Here is a 17,256-nt window from a genome sequence, read left to right as displayed (position 1 = left end):
CATCAGGTTGGCGGGAGCAGTGTGTGTCACGACCACGACCGGACGTCCGTCACAGCGGCGCATCACATTCTCGAACCAATTTGCACGAATCTATATTGTTGAACAATTTATATTGCGTTATTGAACAATAACCCGTGACACCAGTACGTTCAATGGAGATGGAACATGGCAGCAGTCGATCTGAACAGCGATCTCGGCGAAGGTTTCGGCCCATGGCCGATGGGCGACGACGCCGCCATGCTGGCGACGGTGACCAGCGCCAATATCGCCTGCGGCTTTCACGCCGGCGACCCGGCCGGCATCTTGACGGTTCTCAAGGAAGCGACGCGGCGCGGTGTCGCCGTTGGCGCCCATATCGGCTACCGCGATCTGGTCGGCTTTGGTCGGCGCAACATGGATCCGTCGAGCGCTGAGCTGGTCGGCGACACGATCTACCAGATTGGCGCCTTGCAGGGTCTGGCGCAGGCGGCCGGAACTAGGGTGCGCTACGTGAAGCCGCACGGCGCGCTCTACAACACCATCGCCCAAGACGCGCGCCAGGCCGCCGATGTCATCGAAGGTATCAAAGCCGTCGATCCAAGCCTCGTGCTGATGGCGCTGGCCGGCGCGCCGATCGTAGAGCAAGCCCGTGAGGCCGGGCTGACCGTCGTCTGCGAAGCCTTCGCCGACCGCGCCTATAACGTCGACGGCAGCCTCGTCAGCCGCCGCCTAGCCGGTTCCGTGATCCATGATCCGCAAGCCGTCGCCGAGCGCATGTTGCGCATGGTCACGGAAAGCCGCGTTGTGGCGATCGACGGAACCGAAATCGCGCTCGACGCGCAGTCGATCTGCATTCACGGCGACACGCCGGCTGCCGTCGCGATCGCCCGCACGCTGCGGCAGACGCTGGAAGCACGCGGCGTAGACCTCAAATCCTTCGTCGATATGTCGTCATGAGCGAGCGCCTGCGTTTCCTGCCATCCGGCAGCGACAGTTTCCTCGTCGAGCTCGACGATCTCGCCGCCACCCTGACCCTGCTCGACGCCCTCCTGGCGGCGGGGCTCGAAGGCGTGCGCGAAGTGATCCCAGGCGCGCGCACCGTCATGGTGCGCTTCGATCCGTGGCTGACGAACGCCGCGGGGCTTTACGACAAGATCGCCGCGCTCGACCTTTCCACACGCTCCTCTCGTGGCGGAGAACTCTTCGAGATCCCGGTCTCCTACGATGGCGAAGACCTTGGCGATGTCGCCGAGATGCTCGGCTGTACGATCGAAGAGGTCATCCAGCGCCACACCGAGGCGACATACACCGTCGCCTTCACCGGTTTTGCCCCTGGCTTCGCTTATATGACCTGCGACGATCCACGTTTCGACGTGCCTCGCCGCAAGAGCCCCCGAGTAAAAATCCCCGCCGGCTCGGTCGCCATCGCCGGCAAGTTCGGCGGTATCTACCCATCAGACAGCCCCGGCGGCTGGCAGCTGCTTGGCAAGACGCCGCTCGCGATGTGGGATACGACACGGGAACGGGCGGCGCTGCTGGCCCCCGGCGACCGCGTCCGCTTTCGCGACATCGCCAAGGGCGCTGTCGTCCCGGTCTCCTCACCCAAGCCGTCAGCCAATGAGGCTCCAGAACAGCAAGCCGGATTGCTGGTCACCCGCGCGGACCGTCCCGCGCTGTTCCAGGATCTCGGCCGACCGGGCCTTGCCAGCCAGGGCGTCTCGGAATCCGGCGCGCTCGACCGCATGGCGATGATCGAGGCCAATCGCTGCCTCGGAAACCCGCGCGATGCCGCCGTGATCGAAGTGCTCTTCGGCGGCTTCGCGTTCACGGCCGATCGGCCGGTCACCGTCGCGGTAACCGGCGCCCCCTGCCCGCTGACGATCCGCGCGGCGGCTGGTGGCGAGAGCACCGCCAATTTCGCAAGCCCGATCGCCCTTGATGCCGGCGACGAGCTGGTGCTGGGCATTCCGCCCGAGGGCATGATGAGCTACCTCGCCCTGCGCGGCGGGTTCGAGGTTCAGCCGGTGCTCGGCTCGGCGGCGACCGATACGCTGGCCAAAGTCGGCCCGGCGCCGATCGCGTCCGGCGACATTCTGGTTGCGGCCGAGCGTCGATCACTTGCTGTTTTGCAGACCCACGCCGCGCAGCGGCGCCTGCCGCGCGCCGGCGAAGTCGTGACGCTCGACATTGTGCTCGGCCCGCGTACTGACTGGTTCACCGAGCAGGGCGTCGCGACGCTGACATCGCAGGAATGGGACGTGACGCCTCAATCCAGCCGCGTCGGCATGCGCCTTGACGGCAAGGTGGCGATCGAGCGTTCCGACAATGCGGAACTGCCCTCGGAAGGCACCGCACTCGGCGCGATCCAGGTGCCGCATAGCGGCCAGCCCGTGCTCTTCCTTGCCGATCATCCGCTGACAGGCGGCTATCCGGTCATCGGCGTCGTCGCCAGCCACCATCTTGACCTCGCCGGCCAGATCCCGATCGGCGCCTGTATCCGTTTCAATCCGATCTCCGTCTTCGAGCCGCGCGAGATCATCGCCGGCACCGAGCCGAACAGGACACTGATTTCATGAAAAAGCTGCTTATTGCCAATCGCGGCGAAATCGCCATCCGCATCATCCGCGCCGCCCGCGACTATGGCGTCGCCTCGATCGCGATCTATTCGGATGCCGACGCCAGTTCGCTGCATGCCGAACTTGCAGACGAAGCCTATGGCCTCGGCGCCGGTCGCCCTGTCGACACCTATCTGAACATCGAGAAAATCCTCGAAATCGCCAAGCGCGCCGGCGCCGACGCCGTACACCCCGGCTATGGCTTCCTTTCGGAACGCGCGGAGTTCGCCCAAGCCGTCATCGATGCCGGCCTGATCTGGGTCGGTCCGGCGCCTGATGTCATCACAGCGCTTGGCGACAAGGTCGAAGCGCGGCGGATTGCCGAAAGCGTCGGCGCGCCGCTGGTGAAGGGCTCCGCCGGACCGCTGGCCTCTGCCGCCGAGGCAGTCGCCTTCGCCCGCGAAGCCGGATTGCCTCTGGCGATCAAGGCCGCATTCGGCGGCGGCGGGCGCGGCATGAAAGTGGCGCACCATATCGACGAAGTCGGTGAGCTCTTCGATTCCGCTGTTCGCGAAGCCGTGGAAGCCTTCGGCCGCGGCGAGTGCTACGCCGAGCAATTTCTCGAAAAACCGCGCCACATCGAGGCGCAGGTGATCGCCGACAGCCATGGCAACACCGTCGTTCTTGGCACCCGCGACTGCTCGCTGCAGCGCCGCAACCAGAAACTCGTCGAAGAGGCGCCGGCTCCCTTCATCACCGAGGAGCAGCGCCAGCGCATTCATGACGCCGCCCGCGCGATCTGCGCCAAGGCCGGCTATACCGGCGCCGGCACGGTCGAGTTCCTGCTTTCGCAGAACGGCACAATCTCCTTCCTCGAGGTCAACACGCGCCTGCAGGTCGAGCATCCCGTGACCGAGGAGACCACCGGCATCGATATCGTCATCGAGCAGCTGCGGATTGCCGATGGCGAGCCGCTCTCGGTGACGGAGACACCCAAGCCGCGGGGCCACGCCTTCGAGTTCCGCATCAACGCCGAAGATCCGGGCCGCGGCTTCCTGCCGACGCCGGGCCTCATCACCCGCTTCCGCGCGCCGTCCGGTCCCGGGATTCGCCTCGACACCGGCGTTGAAAGCGGCTCGGAAATCCCCGGCCTCTATGATTCCATGATGGCGAAGCTGATCGTGACAGGCGCAACCCGCGAGGAAGCGCTGGTCCGCGCGCGCCGCGCGCTGGCCGAATTCCGGATTGAAGGCGTGGCATCCGTGCTGCCCTTCCACCGCGCCGTTCTCGAGGAGAAGGACTTTACCGGCGAGGACGGCTTCAAGGTCTTCACCAACTGGATCGAGACAGAATTCCGTGGCGTCGCCTCCTCGCCGAGGATCGAGCCCGCCGACGGCAACCTCATCCGCAGCTTCATCGAGATCGATGGCAAGCGCCACGAGATCGGCTTGCCGGCGGCGCTGTTTTCCGGCCTCGCGGTCGCCCCGCAGACTTCCGCTCCACAAGCATCCCAACAGCGCGAGGGCGCCGTTACCGCTCCCATTCCGGGCACGTTCCGGCAGTGGCTGGTCGAGGACAATGCGACGGTTGCCGAGGGCGAGATCGTTGCCGTGATCGAGGCCATGAAGATGGAGACACGCGTTGCCGCGCCGAAGGCCGGCACGATCAAGTTCAGTGCCAAGGTGGGCGACAGCGTCGCTCTCGGCGCGGAGCTGGCGATCATCGCTTAAGAGGAAGAGTAGAGCTCAGAACAGGAAAGCCGGCGGGTCTTGCTATCCGCCGGCTTTCTTTTGCTCAGATCATAAAAGAGCGGTCAGCTCTGCCGCATGAACTGCTGTATGCGGCTGTCGGCCGGGGAACTCTCCAGCTCGTCAGCGGTCATGTTGACGACGACGTGGCCGTTTTCCATCATCACGACGCGGTCGCTGACGCGGCTGACGAAGCGCATTTCGTGGGTGACGATGACCATGGTCATGCCTTCGCGGGCAAGGCCCTCGATGACCTGCAGCACTTCGCCGACCAACTCCGGATCGAGCGCCGAGGTCGGCTCATCGAACAGCATGATCTCGGGGTCCATGGCAAGCGCGCGGGCAATCGCCACACGCTGCTTCTGGCCGCCCGAGAGCTGGTGCGGATACTTGTTGGCATGCGCCGCCAGGCCGACGCGGGCCAGGTGGTTCATCGCCGCTGCGCGCACCGCCTGCTTGTCGCGATTGCCGTGGTAGCGCGGACCAAACGTCACGTTCTCCAGCGCCGTCATGTGCGGGAAGAGGTTGAACGATTGGAACACCATGCCGAGACAGGTGACCCGGTGATGGAAGTCGGGAACCATGCGGTACCCCTTGGCGTCGGCCGTGATCCACTCGTTTCCGTCGAGCATGATACGGCCGTTGTCGATATCCTGCAGCGCATTGATCGTGCGGATGAGCGTCGTCTTGCCCGAGCCAGAGGGACCGATGATGCTGAGCACCTCGCCCTTGCGCACCTGAAGCGACACGTCAGACAGCGCCCGCTTGTCGCCGAAGCTCTTGCTGATGCCATCGATGCCGACCACGACCTCCTCGCCGACGCGGCGTTCGCTGCCCGCTACGCTTGCCTGCGCGACAGCTGCCGGCACCGCGATCTCGGCGCCGGTCATCCTGGAGATGTCGAGACGGCCCTCGAGGCGCGCCAGGAAGAAGCTGAAGATCGAGACGACGAGCACGTAATAGAACGAAACCGCGACCAGCGTTTCGATGACCATGAAGTTGCGGGTATAGAGCCGCTGGCCGACGAGCAGGATTTCCGCGAGCGAGATGACCGAGACGAGCGAGGTCAGCTTTACAATGGTAATGAACTCGTTGCCGAGCGAAGGCAACGCCACGCGGATCGCCTGCGGCAGAATGATATGCCTGTACTTGCCGACAGGGCGGACGCCGAGCGCGTGGGCCGCTTCATGCTGCCCCGGATCGACGGCGATGAGGCCGGCACGATGGATTTCCGCGAGATAGGCGGTTTCGGATATCACGAGCGCGATCAGCCCGGCCCAAAAGGGTACCGACAGCACCGGCCCGAGCGCCGGCATGAACTGCGGCATATTGTAGACGAAGATCAGCAGCACCAGCAGCGGCAGGCTGCGGAACAGCCAGATATAGGTCTTCGCGAACCAGCGCACCGCGCGCAGGCTGGATTGCCGGGCGAGTGCGAGCAGGAAGCCGAGCACGGTCCCGATGACCCAGGTCAGCACGCCGAGCCAGGCGACGAGCGCCGTCGCGCGCCAAAAGTCCGGGTAGAGCACGAGGCTGAAGAGGTAATTCCAGTCGAAGTTCATGGGCGGGTATCCCCAAAAGAGCAGCGGCGCCGAAGCGCCGCGCATTCCTATGTTGATCAGTCAGGCGAGCGCCTCACCGGCACCCGCCTTGAACGCTTACTGCCCGACAGCGGCCTTGAACTCGGCTTCCGTCGACTTGGCCACGCCATACTTGGCAAACAGCGCCTCGTAGTCGGCATCGCCATCGAGCTTCGCCAGCGTATCGCGCAGGAAGGATGCAACCTCGGTGTTGCCCTTCTTCACGCCGAAGCCGACGATGACGGGATAGAGCTGTTCGGTGGAGGTGACCTTCAGGCGGCCGTTCAGCTTCTTGGCAGCATCGGCGAGCACCGCCGAGTTTTCCAGCTGGGCATCCACGCCGCCGGACATGACAGCCTGGGTGGCCTCAGGCGAGGTTGGGAATTCGCGGGAATCGATCGGGCTGGCCGAGCATACCGACGTGTTCAGCTTCTCAAGCTCGGGGATCCAGGCAGCGCCCTTGATCGAGCCGACGCGCTTGCCGCAAAGCTCTTCCGGCTTGGTGAAATTCTGGCCGCCGGCGGCCGAGACCGCGATCGAGACGCCCGTCTTCATGTAGGGGATGTAGTCGATCTGCTTGGCGCGCGGGGCAGTTACGTAGAGCGTGGAGGCGATGACGTTGAACTGGTCGCTGGAGACGCCGAGGATCAGGTTTTCGAAACGGGTGTCATGAAAGGAGACATCGCTGCCGGTCTTCTTGCCGATCAGCTTCATCAGCTCGACGTCGAAGCCGGCGGGCTGGTTGGCATCGTCGAAGTAGTTGTAGGGCGGATAGGTGAGATCGACACCGATCTTCAGCGTTTCCGCATGGGCCGCCGTCAGGGGCGCCGCCAACATGATGATACCAGCAAGGAGTTTTTTCATGGACTGTTCCTCTCGATTGATGGCTCATTTTTGTTGAACAATTATGAGATTGCAATCCCCCTCAATGCATAAAGTTTCATCAAGGGGCGGATTTCGAGCAGATCGGCCATCCGCATCCCGACGAAGGCGCTTGACGGAATGCTGACAAGCGACTGAAATGACGAGATAAAGCCAGAGTCATCAACGGCGGCATCCCAGTACGCCGAAAAATACGCCGCAACAGCATATCCGGTTCCAAAGCAGGAGGTGCATGGATCTGGCAATCATGGAAAGCGAGACCTCCAGCGCGTGGCGCCTTGGAACGTTCCTCGCCTCATCGCCGACATCCTGACATGCGGACTTCATCTCACTTGACATGCGTAAGTTGTTCAACAAAAATAAATCACCAAGGAGACCCTATTGACCAACCAGAATCCCCCCGACCGACCTCTTGTGCTGACGCAGACCGCCGCCGGGCTGCTGCGCGACAAGATTCTACGTGGCGAGCTTGCGCCCGGCGCGCCGCTGCGTGAGGTCGTGTGGGCGGAAGCGCTGAACGTTTCGCGCAATACGTTGCGCGAGGCACTGCGGGATCTGGTTGCCGAAGGCCTGATCGAGCATCGTGCGCATTACGGCGCGACGGTGCGGGCGCTGAATTCCACCGAGATCAGCGAGATCTACGCGATCCGCATGACGCTCGAACTGCGCGGCGTCACCTGCAGCGCCTATGCCTCGCAGGAAGCCATGTCGGAACTCGTCGCCCGCGTCGAGGCGGTGCAGCGCGCCGCGCTTGCCAAGGACTGGCAACAGTGCGGCACCGCATCGCTGGAGTTCCACCAGCAAATCGTCGATTTCATCGGTAGCCCCCGGCTGAACGACGTGTTCGCAACCGTCGCCGCCCAAGCCCGCCTCGCCTTCTCGATGGCGCCCGATGCCCGCCGGTTCCAGGAGCCGTGGGTGGCGCGCGACGTCGAGATTTGCGGCCTGCTCTGCGACGGCGACCGCACGGCAGCAACCCGCGCACTCGAACTTTATCTGCAGGAATCCGAACGCGTGGTGCTGGAAGCCGCCCGCGCGCAGAGCCTGCCCCGCCCCAAGAAGACATTGGCGACGCCTGCCGATTGACGGCAGTCCGCCCGGCATATCAGGAGAAAATGAGGGATGAAGCCCCAGCCGATTACCAGTTCACCGGAAGACGCAGCAAGCCGCAAGGCAATCAAGCCGGTCATCTGTTATCCCGTCGAGACGCTACCGCGCCCGGACCTCGCGGCATATCGCGCCTTGCGCGACGACCTTGAGTTCGTCGAGCGGGTGGTCGTGCCGCCGCGTGAAGCGGCCTGCTGGACGGTGCCGGCCGGCCATTTTTGCCGCATCCTCTCCAGCGAGGGCTCGCAGGTGGGCGATTTGAACCTCTTCAATGCCAACAACCTCGAGGAACGCCTCTTCACTGGCAAGACCCGGGCGCTGAACGGCACGCATGTCGGTCTCGGCGACCAGCTCTTCTCCAACATGCCCTATCTGCGCCCGATCGCGACGATCACCCACGACACGCTCGACTGGTACCGCTTCGACGAATTCGGCGGCTCGGTACACGACGTCATCGGCACGCGCTGCGATCCCTATACGCACAATCTCTTGAGCAATGGCGGCCAGTATCATCACTGCTGCCATTCCAACCTGACGCGCGCCTTCGCCGCGAAGACCGGCAAGTCGCTGCAGGAAGCCGGCACCTACATTCACGATGTGCTCAACGTCTTCATGTGCACCGGCTTCACGCGCGATACCGGCCAGTATTTCATGAAGGCAAGCCCGGTGCGCCCCGGCGACTATCTTGAGTTCTTCGCCGAGATCGATCTCCTCGGCTGCATGTCGGCCTGCCCCGGCGGCGATTGCTCCTCCGAGCATTCCTCGGACGCGGTTGCCTGCTATCCGCTGGTGGTCGAGATCTACAAGCCGGCCCGCAACCCGGAAGGCTGGAGCGCGCCCGAGGTCAATGGCTACGACGGCACGCACGGGCTCTGAGCCAAGGACATAGTGTTAGACGTTGAGGCTCCCGCGGCATGTTCGCGGGAGCTTTGCTTTTAGCCCTTGCCCCTGTGTTTCAGCGGTAGACTTCTGCGTTGAATCCGGGCAATAGCCGAAACGGGAGGAGGATTGGCAGGCGACGCTTGGTGGCCGCTTTTCCCATTGATTGTCAGGCTGTAGGTGCATAGCCTTGCAGCCATTGATTGTCACGGATTGGGCAAGGGGAGATACTTTAACGTGATATACACCGCCGACGAGATGGCGAATACGCATGGGATTTTGCTTCGGCGCTGCCAGCAGGTGGCGCTTGCGCTCTTTACCGAAGAAGCAACCAAGTTCGACTTCTCGCCGACACAATACAGCGCCTTGTCCTTCATCCATAACGAGCCCGGCATTCAACAGAACGCGCTCGGCGAACGGATAGCGCTCGACCGCTCGTCCGTGACAAAATGCGTCGAGGGTCTTGAACGCCGAGGGCTCATCCGGCGCGAAGTGGACAAAAAGGACAAGCGAGCACGCCGGCTCTTCGTGACCCCAAAAGGGAAGGCAATGCTGGAGAATGTCAGCGAGGCAGCGACGCGGGCGCGGCAGCGCATCAAGCAGGCGCTCGGCGATGCGGGTTTTGCCAGCTTCTTGGAAAGCCTGAAGGCGTTCAGCGGCATTCTCCGCGACGAAAAGCGGTCCCAGTCGGAAACGGATCGCTCTTAAGTTCCAATTGGTTGCCATCGCGACAGCGCGACGCAGGTCGCAAAAAAGGATCGGCCATCCGTCGATGGCCGATCCGGGCGCGAGAATGGGATCAGAAGTCTTCCCAGCCGGCGGGAGCAACCGCGACCGCGGCGTTTCCACCCTTCAGGCTGGACGCCAGACGTTGCGTCAGCGCGCGCGCCTTGGAGGCCACGGGCCGTGACGCTTCGGTGGCGACTGCTATAGGCGCCTGGGCGGACGGCCGGCTGTTCCGGTCGAGCGTGAACTGGCCGAGAAGCGCGTCGAGCGCGCTGGCTTCCTTCGCCAGGCTGTGGCTTGCTGCGTTGGTTTCCTCGACCATGGCCGCGTTCTGCTGCGTGCCCTGATCCATGCTGTTGACCGCCGTGTTGATCTCCTGGATGCCGGTCGACTGCTCGCGAGCGGCCGTGACGATCGCGTTCACATGCGCCGTGATCTCGGTCACCTCCGCCTCGATCTGAACCAGTGCCGCGCCGGTTTCGCCAACAAGGGCGACGCCGGTGTTGACCTGGTTCTCGGAGGTGGTGATCAGGAATTTGATCTCCTTGGCAGCCTGCGCGGATCGCTGCGCAAGCTCGCGCACCTCCTGGGCGACGACGGCGAAACCCTTGCCGGCTTCACCGGCGCGGGCGGCTTCGACGCCGGCGTTCAATGCCAAAAGATTGGTCTGGAAAGCGATATCGTCAATGACGCCGATGATATTGCTGATTTCGCCCGACGATTTGGCGATCTCGTTCATCGCCGAAACCGCATTGCGCACGACGCCGCCCGACTTCTCGGCGCCGGAACGGGTACGCTCGACCAGCATGCTGGCTTCCTCGGCGCGCTTCGTCGAATCGCGCACCGTCATGGTGATCTGCTCCAGGGCCGCCGCTGTCTCCTCGAGCGAGGCTGCCTGCTGCTCTGTGCGGCGTGCGAGATCGTCGGCAGCAGACCGAATTTCGGCCGCGCCGGAGTTGATGACGCCAGCATTTTTGCCGACCGCCAGGAGAGCGGCCTGTAGTTTGTCGAGGGACATGTTGTAGCTGTTGCGGAGTGCGTCGAGATGCGCCACGAACGGCTTGGAAATGCGATGCGAGACGTCTCCGTCGGCCAGGCGGTCGAGGCCAAGTGCAAGCGCCTCGACGGCCTCCCTGGTGTCGGCTGCGTCCTGCTCCTTGGCGAGTTCGCGCGCCCGGCGCTCCTGCTCGAACAGGGAGCGGCCCTCATCGGCCTCGCGCTCCAGACGTGTACGCTCAAGCGCGTTGTCGCGGAATACGGCGACGGCTGCCGCCATTTGGCCCACCTCGTCCTTGCGGTCTAGCCCGGGCGTTTCGCTTGCCGTGTCGCCGGCGGCCAGGGCGCCCATGCGCTGGCGCAGGCGATCGATCGGCGCGGTGATGCCGCGCGAGGCGACGAAGAGGCCAAGCAGGATGATCGCGACGAGCGCAACACCAAGAGCCACAAGGCCGGTGACAATCGTATTGTCGGTGGTGGCCTGGAGATCGGTCGTGCCGTCCTGCATCATCTTGATCAGCTGATCGTTGCCGCCCGCGAACAACGGGAGGATCGCCGTCAGCTCTTTGCCAGCTTGGCGCATCACGACGACGGCCTCGTCGCGCTTGCCTTCCCTTACCAGCGTGATCATCTGCTGTGCGAGCGCATCGAAGCCGTTGACCGCGGTCAGCATCGCCTTCGCCGGCTCGGCTCTCGAGTCGACGAGCTGGCCGACGGTGGCAATCCGCTCCTTCATCAGGGCGAAGTTATCGTTGTAGATCTTGATCGATGCGGCGAACTCGGGAGACGAGGGATCGTTTATCATCATCAGGCCAAGCTGGAAGCCAAGCTGCAGCAGCCCGCCAGTCGCTCTGGCATTGAGGGTCGCCGCCATGCTTTCGTGAGCCAGGAAGCTCGCGTAGCGGCTGTCGGCGCTCTTGAACTGCATGCTCACATAGGCGAGCCCGGCGATCGACGTGATACCCATCAGGGCAATCACGGCGATGATTTTCGTGCGAATTCGAGTGTTTTGGAGAAAACCCATTTTGAGACCTGACGGGTGGTCGGCAGACCGCATGCTGTCGACGCGCACCAACCCACGGCCTTGCGGGGTTATCGCAGCAACATGCAGACATTTGCCGATGTATGAAGGGTCATTGGCAGCAGACTCCCACCCTCATGGCGATCAACTCCTCCCAGAACTGCCGTCGCGATTTGTCATACTATTAACTTACGGAAGCATTAAAATTTTACGCGTTTTCTCGTAACCGACGGATTTGTCTTCGTAAATTGGATTTCTTATGTAGCATAAAAGCACATAGCGAAATTCCTACCTAAGGAAGTGGTCGACAAGTTCGGGGATGCGAGTCGTGTCTGCCTATATTTTGCGCAGTTCAATATTTGCTTGATTTTGCGGCCGATCTCCCGCATTTCAGACATGCAAGATTGACGCCCTCGTGAACGGAATGCTGACTGCCAGTGGCAACGTCTCAACCTGCCAAGTCCAGCCTGAATGTGCTGGTTATCGATGAGAACAGCATTCGGGCCTCCATCATCGAACTGGGGCTGCGCGAAGCCGGATATCAGCGGGTGACCGTCGTCGACGACATGAACGGGCTGGCGCGGCGCATCGAGGAGATCAATCCCGATGTCATTGTCATCGATATCGAAAATCCCAATCGCGACATGCTCGAGAGCATCTTTCAGATTTCGCGCGCCGTTGCGCGGCCGATCGCGATGTTTGTCGACAAATCCGATGAAGACTCGATCATCGCCGCCGTCGATGCCGGCGTATCGGCCTATATCGTCGATGGCCTGAAAAAGGAGCGGGTGAAGCCGATCCTGGAGATGGCCGTCAGCCGGTTCAATGCCTTCAACCGCCTGCAGCGTGAGCTGGCTGACGCCAAGTCCGCGCTGGAAGAGCGCAAGATCATCGATCGCGCCAAGGGCATCCTGATGAAGATGCGCGGGCTCTCGGAAGACGAGGCCTTCGCGCTTCTGCGCCAGACAGCCATGAACGAGAAGAAGAAGATTGCCGATATCGCCCAGAGCGTCATCACGGCCGCGGGGCTATTGATGTGAGTGTCGGCGCCTATCATATGCTTGATGTCCGGAGGAAACCGGGATGGACAAGATCATGACCGACAATGCCAGCGGCAGCCTTGCCGCACCGACAAGCACGGCGACCGAAGGCTCGCGAACGCTGCGCGCCGGCTTCATCCCGCTTGTCGATGCCTCGGTCCTGATCGCAGCCGCGGAATTCGGCTTCGCCGCAAAGGAAGGGCTGACGCTCGACCTCGTCAAGGATGTCTCCTGGGCCAATGTCCGCGACCGCCTGGCGTTTCGCCAGTTCGACATCGCCCATATGCTGTCGCCCATGCCGGTTGCCTCGGCGCTCGCGCTCGGCTCCAACCCGTCGCCGACGATCACGCCCTTTTCGCTTGGGCGCGGCGGCAATGCGATCACCCTGTCGACGGCGCTGTTCGAGCGGATGCAGCAGGCGGCAGAACTTTCCGAAACGCCGACCGCGCTCGAAAGCGCACAGGCGCTGGCTATGGTCGTGCGCGAGATGAAGGCGCGTGGCGAGCCCATGCCAACGCTGGGCATGACCTATCCCTTCTCCTCTCACAACTACGAGTTCCGCTATTGGCTCGCCGCCGGCGGCATTGATCCCGATAATGACGTGCGCCTGGTCGTGGTGCCGCCACCTCTGACTTCGGACGCGCTTGCCGCCGGTGCCATCGATGGCTTCTGCGTCGGTGCGCCATGGAACATGATCGCCTCCGAGCGCGGCGTCGGCCGCATCGTCGCTGCAAAGCAGGATATCTGGCCGTCAGCGCCTGAAAAGGTGATCGGCATGCGGCCGGACTGGGCGGATGCGAACCGTGACACCGTTTCCAGGCTGATCGTTGCGCTTGATGCCGCAGCCCGCTGGTGCGACCGCGTCGAAAACCACGACGCACTCGCCCAAGCGCTCGCCGACCCGCGCTACATAGCCGCCCCGGTCGAGATCATCCGCCATGTGCTGGCGGGCGAGTTCAGCCTCGATGCCAAGGGCAACCGCCGCGTGATCGACGACTACTTCCTCTTCCACGGCCACTTTGCCAACTATCCGCGCCCCAGCCAGGCGCTCTGGATCTACAGCCAGATGGTCCGCTGGGGGCAGGCCGAGATGTCGCTGAACAATGCCAGGGCAGCAGCCTCCGCCTATCGTCCCGATCTTTACCGGGCGGCACTCGGCTCTGATAGCGCCCCTGCGGATGCCGACATTCGCATCGAGGGAGACACGAACGGAGACCGGTTCATGGACGGTCACGTCTTCGATCCGTCGCGGTTCGCGGACTACGTCTCGGGCTTCGCGGTTCGCAGCGTACAATCGCCACAAAAGGCCTCCGACGACCACTGATTGTTTGCTGCTATGCACAAATAGCTTGCACACCGGAATGCCGTCGCGATGGCATTCGCACAAAACATTGCCATCGACAAATCGCGGTGAAAAATTGAGCAGATAAGCATCTGCCGATTTTACGGTTTAATTTCAATCACATAAAATCGCACCCTAGAACTGGCACACCGTTTGCTTCGTTAAAACCGCACCGGTCAACGGCGATCGGGGCAAGATGAGCGCGCGATAAGCGCTCGCAAAAGACATCGACGTCGCAAGGCCTTTGCAGTCCGGGACCCTCCCTCCCGATGACGCATCTGCCGAGCGGCGTTTTTTTATTCCCAAAATTCCGGCCAGCACCAAGCAGAGGGAACCTGCGCAATGAGCAAGATAATCACGACCGGCATCACACGTCGCAGCATGTTGAAGACGACGGCAACCGCAGCACTGATCACGGCGGTGCGCAGCGCCTTCCCGTCAGGCGCCTTCGCCGCCGGCGCCGGCCCTGAGGTGACGGGCGCCAAGCTCGGCTTCATCGCGCTGACAGACGCCGCGCCGCTCGTTGTCGCGCAGGAGAAGGGCCTGTTCGCCAAGCATGGCATGCCCGATGTCGAAGTCGCCAAGCAGGCCTCTTGGGGTGCAACGCGTGACAACCTCGTTCTCGGCGGTGCTGCCAACGGCATCGACGGCGCCCACATCCTCTCGCCGCTCCCCTATCTCATGCACACCGGCAAGGTGACGCAGAACAACCTGCCGGTACCGATGACCATTCTCGCCAGGCTGAACTACGACAGCCAGGGCATCTCTGTCGCCAAGGAATATGCCGATACCGGCGTGCAGCTCGACGCCTCCAAGCTCAAGGCCGCATTCGAGAAGAAGAAGGCAGAGGGCAAGGAGATCAAGGCCGCCATGACCTTCCCCGGCGGCACGCACGACCTCTGGATCCGCTACTGGCTCGCCGCCGGCGGCATCGATCCGGATAAGGATGTCTCCACGATCGTTGTCCCGCCGCCGCAGATGGTGGCGAACATGAAGGTCGGCAACATGGACGTCTTCTGTGTCGGCGAACCCTGGAACGAACAGTTGGTGAACCAGGGCATCGGCTTCACGGCGGCAACGACCGGCGAACTCTGGAAGGGCCATCCCGAGAAGGCGCTCGGCATGCGCTCGGATTGGGTCGAGAAGAACCCGAATGCCGCCAAGGCACTGCTGATGGCCGTGATGGAAGCCCAGCAATGGTGCGACAGCATGGGCAACAAGGAAGAGATGTCGACACTGCTCGGCAAGCGCCAATGGTTTAATGTGCCGCCCAAGGACGTGCTCGGCCGCCTCAAGGGCGACATCAACTACGGCAACGGCCGAGTCACCAAGGGTACCGACCTCTACATGAAGTTCTGGGCCGGCGGCGTCTCCTATCCCTTCAAGAGCCATGACAGCTGGTTCCTCGCCGAGAATATCCGTTGGGGCAAGTTCGCGCCTGATACCGACATCAAGAAGCTGGTCGACGAGGTCAACCGCGAGGACATCTGGCGCGCCGCCGCCAAGGACCTCGGCGTTGCCGCCGCCGACATCCCGGCATCGTCCTCGCGCGGCAAAGAAACCTTCTTCGACGGCAAGGTCTTCGATCCCGAAAACCCCTCCGCCTATCTCGATAGCCTGACGATCAAGGTCGCGTCCTGATCCGTGCCGCCGGCGCCGACCGCGCCGGCTCTCCCATCCCGCAAGAGGAGCGTAGAATGCCCGCTTTGGCCAAGAAACAAACGATCGCGACATCGGCAACCGCAACGAACACCGCCACCATCCTGCCGCTCGCAAGGCGCCCGGCCGCCAAGATCAACATCGCGAAGATCGCGGCAACGCTTGCCCGCAACGTCGTTCCGCCGCTCGTCGTGCTCGCCATCCTGCTTGGCGTCTGGCAGGTGCTCTGTTCGTCGCCGACGGCCTCGCTGCCCTCCCCGCATCAGGTGTGGCAGGAGAGCTTCGACCTCATCGCTTACCCCTTCTTCAACTACGGCTCGCAGGACATCGGGCTCGGCTGGCGCGTGCTGATTTCGCTGCAGCGCGTGGCTTACGGTTTTGGCCTGGCGGCCGTCGTCGGCGTCATCGTCGGCGCCATCATCGGCCAGTCGGTCTGGGCGATGCGCGGCCTCGACCCGATCTTCCAGGTGCTGCGCACGGTGCCGCCGCTTGCCTGGCTGCCGCTCTCGCTTGCCGCCTTCCAGAACGCCAACCCTTCGGCGATCTTCGTGATCTTCATCACCTCGATCTGGCCGGTCATCATCAACACCGCCGTCGGCGTGCGCAACATTCCGCAGGATTACCGCAACGTCGCCCAGGTCCTGCGGCTGAACCAGATCGAGTTCTTCTTCAAGATCATGCTGCCGTCGGCCGCCCCCTACATCTTCACGGGTCTTCGCATCGGCGTCGGCCTCTCCTGGCTGGCGATCGTCGCCGCTGAAATGCTCACGGGCGGCGTCGGCATCGGCTTCTTCATCTGGGATGCGTGGAACTCGTCCCGCCTGCCCGACATCATCGTCGCGCTTGCCTACATCGGCGTCGTCGGCTTCGCGCTCGACAAGCTGGTGGCGGCGGTCGGCAAGCTGATCACCCGCGGCGCTTCGGCCAATTGAAGGGAATGACCATGACCGCCTATCTCAAGCTCGACCATATCGACAAGCATTTCGACCGGGCCGGCGTGCGGGCCGAGGTGTTGAAAGGCATCAACCTGACAATCTCCAAGGGCGAGTTCGTCTCGATCATCGGCCATTCCGGCTGCGGCAAGTCCACCCTGCTGAACCTCATCGCCGGCCTGACACCGGTCTCCTCCGGCGCCGTGCTGCTCGAAAACCGCGAGGTCAACGCCCCCGGCCCGGAGCGGGCCGTCGTCTTCCAGAACCACAGCCTGCTTCCCTGGCTCACCGTCTACGAAAACGTCAATCTCGCCGTCTCCAAGGTGTTCAGCAATTCCAAGAGCAAGGCGGAGCGCCATGACTGGGTGATGGCGAACCTCGATCTCGTGCAGATGGCCCACGCCAAAGACAAGCGCCCCTCCGAGATATCGGGCGGCATGAAGCAGCGCGTCGGCATCGCTCGGGCGCTCTCCATGGAGCCCAAAATCCTGCTGCTCGACGAGCCGTTCGGCGCGCTCGACGCGCTGACGCGCGCCCATCTGCAGGATGCGGTCATGGAAATTCACTCGCGGCTTGGCAACACCATGGTGATGATCACCCATGACGTCGATGAGGCCGTGCTGCTCTCCGACCGCATCGTGATGATGACCAACGGGCCGGCTGCGAAGATCGGCGAAGTCCTCGACGTTCCGATCGCCCGCCCGCGCAACCGCATCGAGCTCGCCTCCGACCGAACCTACCTCAAATGCCGCGAAGCCGTGCTGAAGTTCCTCTACGAACGCCACCGCTTCGTCGAAGCCGCGGAGTAAT

14 protein-coding genes are annotated in these 17,256 nt (G+C 63.0%); 11 read left to right on the top strand and 3 right to left on the bottom strand.

Annotated features, from left to right (window positions below):
- Window positions 1-165 precede the first annotated feature (165 nt).
- The 3 genes from D460_RS0108400 to D460_RS0108390 are packed head-to-tail and all read left to right on the top strand — an operon-like array spanning window position 166 to window position 4,264.
- A complete protein-coding gene (locus D460_RS0108400; protein WP_018898095.1) occupies window positions 166-936 on the top strand; it encodes a 5-oxoprolinase subunit PxpA in 771 nt (256 codons plus the stop codon).
- Complete coding sequence (locus D460_RS0108395) at window positions 933-2,555, top strand: urea amidolyase family protein (protein ID WP_018898094.1); 1,623 nt, start codon at window positions 933-935, stop codon at window positions 2,553-2,555. The genes D460_RS0108400 and D460_RS0108395 overlap by 4 nt, the downstream gene beginning before the upstream one ends.
- Entirely contained in the window at window positions 2,552-4,264 is a 1,713-nt protein-coding gene (locus tag D460_RS0108390) for a biotin carboxylase N-terminal domain-containing protein (RefSeq protein WP_018898093.1), read from the top strand. The genes D460_RS0108395 and D460_RS0108390 overlap by 4 nt, the downstream gene beginning before the upstream one ends.
- An 83-nt stretch (window positions 4,265-4,347) precedes the next feature.
- On the opposite strand, the gene D460_RS0108385 is transcribed toward D460_RS0108390, so the two are convergent.
- A complete protein-coding gene (locus tag D460_RS0108385) occupies window positions 4,348-5,844 on the bottom strand; it encodes an amino acid ABC transporter permease/ATP-binding protein (protein WP_026282926.1) in 1,497 nt (498 codons plus the stop codon).
- Window positions 5,845-5,940: 96 nt separating this feature from the next.
- Window positions 5,941-6,726, bottom strand: coding sequence for a transporter substrate-binding domain-containing protein (locus D460_RS0108380; protein WP_018898091.1), 786 nt, complete (start codon window positions 6,724-6,726; stop codon window positions 5,941-5,943).
- Between the two features lie 399 nt (window positions 6,727-7,125).
- Between D460_RS0108380 and D460_RS0108375 the strand changes: the two genes are divergently transcribed.
- The 3 genes from D460_RS0108375 (at window position 7,126) to D460_RS32820 (ending at window position 9,438) form a co-directional block, all read left to right on the top strand.
- A complete protein-coding gene (locus D460_RS0108375) occupies window positions 7,126-7,830 on the top strand; it encodes a GntR family transcriptional regulator (RefSeq protein ID WP_018898090.1) in 705 nt (234 codons plus the stop codon).
- Between the two features lie 36 nt (window positions 7,831-7,866).
- Window positions 7,867-8,727, top strand: a complete 861-nt coding sequence (locus D460_RS0108370; protein WP_018898089.1) for a DUF1989 domain-containing protein — start codon at window positions 7,867-7,869, stop codon at window positions 8,725-8,727.
- 216 nt (window positions 8,728-8,943) lie between these two features.
- The gene (locus tag D460_RS32820; RefSeq protein WP_155947702.1) at window positions 8,944-9,438 is read left to right on the top strand and encodes a MarR family transcriptional regulator; all 495 of its coding nucleotides are present in this window, start codon (window positions 8,944-8,946) and stop codon (window positions 9,436-9,438) included.
- 91 nt (window positions 9,439-9,529) lie between these two features.
- On the opposite strand, the gene D460_RS0108360 is transcribed toward D460_RS32820, so the two are convergent.
- On the bottom strand, window positions 9,530-11,476 hold the full coding sequence (locus D460_RS0108360) for a methyl-accepting chemotaxis protein (RefSeq protein WP_026282924.1): 1,947 nt from the start codon (window positions 11,474-11,476) through the stop codon (window positions 9,530-9,532).
- A gap of 434 nt (window positions 11,477-11,910) precedes the next feature.
- Between D460_RS0108360 and D460_RS0108355 the strand changes: the two genes are divergently transcribed.
- The 5 genes from D460_RS0108355 (at window position 11,911) to D460_RS0108335 (ending at window position 17,255) form a co-directional block, all read left to right on the top strand.
- The gene (locus D460_RS0108355) at window positions 11,911-12,513 is read left to right on the top strand and encodes an ANTAR domain-containing response regulator (RefSeq protein ID WP_026282923.1); all 603 of its coding nucleotides are present in this window, start codon (window positions 11,911-11,913) and stop codon (window positions 12,511-12,513) included.
- Between the two features lie 43 nt (window positions 12,514-12,556).
- Window positions 12,557-13,837, top strand: a complete 1,281-nt coding sequence (locus D460_RS0108350) for a CmpA/NrtA family ABC transporter substrate-binding protein (RefSeq protein WP_018898085.1) — start codon at window positions 12,557-12,559, stop codon at window positions 13,835-13,837.
- Between the two features lie 360 nt (window positions 13,838-14,197).
- Window positions 14,198-15,496 (top strand): CmpA/NrtA family ABC transporter substrate-binding protein, encoded by a 1,299-nt coding sequence (locus D460_RS0108345; RefSeq protein ID WP_018898084.1) that lies wholly within the window; start codon window positions 14,198-14,200, stop codon window positions 15,494-15,496.
- Window positions 15,497-15,552: 56 nt separating this feature from the next.
- Window positions 15,553-16,446: a nitrate ABC transporter permease gene (gene ntrB, locus D460_RS0108340; protein WP_018898083.1), complete on the top strand. Its 894-nt coding sequence runs from the start codon at window positions 15,553-15,555 to the stop codon at window positions 16,444-16,446.
- Between the two features lie 11 nt (window positions 16,447-16,457).
- The gene (locus D460_RS0108335) at window positions 16,458-17,255 is read left to right on the top strand and encodes an ABC transporter ATP-binding protein (RefSeq protein ID WP_026282922.1); all 798 of its coding nucleotides are present in this window, start codon (window positions 16,458-16,460) and stop codon (window positions 17,253-17,255) included.
- Window position 17,256 lies beyond the last annotated feature (1 nt).

Source organism: Rhizobium sp. 2MFCol3.1 (assembly GCF_000377565.1).
In the GTDB taxonomy this organism is placed as follows: domain Bacteria; phylum Pseudomonadota; class Alphaproteobacteria; order Rhizobiales; family Rhizobiaceae; genus Rhizobium.
The sequence above is the reverse complement of the archived record's forward strand: the minus strand, read 5'-3'. Positions and strand labels throughout refer to the sequence as shown.